Origin of the sequence: Enterococcus sp. DIV0970a, assembly GCF_051711265.1 — a bacterium.
Taxonomy (GTDB): domain Bacteria; phylum Bacillota; class Bacilli; order Lactobacillales; family Enterococcaceae; genus Enterococcus_D; species Enterococcus_D casseliflavus.
In genome coordinates this window covers 1-2,223 of the sequence record NZ_JBIOMF010000008.1, presented here as the reverse complement: position 1 = coordinate 2,223, position 2,223 = coordinate 1, and the positions used below count along the sequence as shown (strand labels likewise).

General features: G+C 33.5%; 3 protein-coding genes. All 3 read right to left on the bottom strand.

Going from position 1 to position 2,223, the window contains the following annotated elements; all coding sequences use genetic code 11:
• Positions 1–238, bottom strand: a 238-nt coding sequence (locus IGK14_RS17455) for a replication initiation protein (RefSeq protein ID WP_438712840.1), incomplete at its 3' end; no start/stop codon positions are given.
• Positions 239–1,241: 1,003 nt separating this feature from the next.
• Complete coding sequence (locus IGK14_RS17450; protein ID WP_129217741.1) at positions 1,242–1,637, bottom strand: hypothetical protein; 396 nt, start codon at positions 1,635–1,637, stop codon at positions 1,242–1,244.
• Positions 1,638–1,639: 2 nt separating this feature from the next.
• Positions 1,640–2,223, bottom strand: a 584-nt coding sequence (locus tag IGK14_RS17445) for a replication initiation protein (protein ID WP_438712838.1), incomplete at its 5' end; no start/stop codon positions are given.

Below are 2,223 nucleotides of genomic sequence, written 5' to 3'. Positions count from 1 at the left end.
TATTTAAAACCTTAGTTAATTCATACATTGAAGTCTTAATCACGTTAAATTGAGTATCTTCTGGCTGAATCTTTGAAATGACAAAGTCCATAATTTTCAATTCTCTAGCTGTTAAATCATGTCTAGCCTTATTGATAATATCATTAGACTCAACAACGTAGTAATACTGTTGTTGCTCATATTCATCCAAAGCAAAGTTTCGGTCATTCCGCCAGATATAATTTTGTTTTTTTGCCATAAATATTGTCCTTTCAAACAGACGATCTTATCATATTGTGACATTATATAATAAAATGACTATGAAATCAAATGCAAAAAAAAACAGACTGGCACGTCATGTACTTTTTACTGGCACGTCATGTACTTTTTACTGGCACGTCATGTACTTTTTACTGGCACGTCATGTACTTTTTACTGGCACGTTATGCTCTTAAACACTGATATAAAGCCATTCTTATTTCCCTAAGTATTATAAAGTACTAAAGAATTATTATATAAATATAAAGAGCGCGCGTAGGCGTGTGTTTTGTTTCTCTATTCTAAGAACAAAAACGACAAACGAAAAAGATAAAAAAGGAGTGAGGGGAAATCACCCTCACATTTTACTTGCAGCGTTCACTTCGTTCACTCGCGAAAAGAAAAGATCAACCCCTCTTTTAGGAATGACTTTGGATAGCTCTAATTGCTCGCCTATCCTGTTTTAACTGTTTGACTAGATAAATATGCTTAATAAGCAATCAGGCGCCTTACAGGCGGTCAGGGCAAGCCCTAACAACCCAAAAGCAACTAAAAATCAATTTAAAACAGCATATTTTGCGTTTTAAGCGGTTTTTAGTTAAAAACAAGTAAATCGATAGCTAACAAGCTTAAAACGTCTTAGAGACGATTTTAGAGACTGATTTATGCAAATCTTTACCAGTCATTTTTGTCTTTAATTTTTTTTAGGCAGGCTACGTGTTTGGAAATTTCTTAAAACCTTAAAAAAATTAGAACGACTAAAGTTTAATTTTTTTATGTCGCTTTGCTCGATTTTGTAACTAGAAATTTTGTTTAGTTTTAAAGATTAAAAAAGATTGACGAGAATTATCCTAAGTGCGCACTTATACCCACCAAATTTTTCTTACGAAAAATTGCTGTGTTTGTGCTAAAAAAGAGTACAGATCACTTTCATGAACTTGTACTCTTTTTTCGTCAGGCGTGTTGGTTAAAATTCGCTTCGCTCATGTAGTAATTTACATTTATTATCCATTGTTTCCATCTTCTTTTGACTCTTTAAATGCCTCTTTAAATGCCTCAGATAGGGCGAGCAACATAACTGAAAAAGCGAACGTTGATAACAAACTAATTATAATGGTTTGGAAGCCTTTAAAATTATGATGGACATAAATTGAAGATAAGTTCCACGCAATAAAAGGAGTAAGCCAATAAATCACCCATGAAATACTCGTTCGTAAATTAAGTTTTAAAACACCAAGGATTAACAAGGCGTATCCCCCATAATAAAGAATACTTAACCAGTCGAATAAAGTATGAAAGAGTAACGATAATACCCAGTTAGACACCCCTAATAAAACAAGTGTTAATAATACACGACCAACAGCATTCAGCTTCTTATACCAATTTACAAATTTATTCATTTTTACTCTCCATTCAACCAATCATGAGTCGTAATACTTTCAACGTATTCCGCATTTTCTTTAGTTGCTCGTCCTACTGTCCAATTATTATGAATTTCAACTTGAACCACTTTGCGACCATACCGCCCTTGTAAAATTTCCAAGTCCATATCATCAATTTTTAGATTAATTTCTTCAACTGCCTTTTTTAATATATTTTCTTTTAATCTTCTGTAGTCATAATCTTTGGGAGCTCCTAGCCACTCTTTAAATTCTTCTGGTGTCCCTTGTAAGATTGCAATTGACTTTCCTTTGTCCTTGTCACACTCGCGCATCAATTTATAAAGCAAAATTGAATACCTACTTTTAAGCTTTGTGGTATCAATCAACAAGTGCTGGGTGTAATGATTTTTAAGCCCTAGCAAATGAGGAGCTAGCTTAGGAGAAAGTTCTATTTCTACTTGACCATTTTCATGATAATCGGCAGATTGCACCCAACCTGTTTGAGTGATAACTTTTCGTTCTTCATCGTAAACTAAAACTTCTTTTTTTCGTAAATCACCAATGGCTTTTGCCATATCTCCATAGTTTTTCCCATTCTGCTTAA

Excerpts from the sequence above, each read along its gene's own strand:
- IGK14_RS17450 (WP_129217741.1), bottom strand. The coding sequence starts at position 1,637 with ATGAATAAATTTGTAAATTGGTATAAGAAGCTGAATGCTGTTGGTCGT.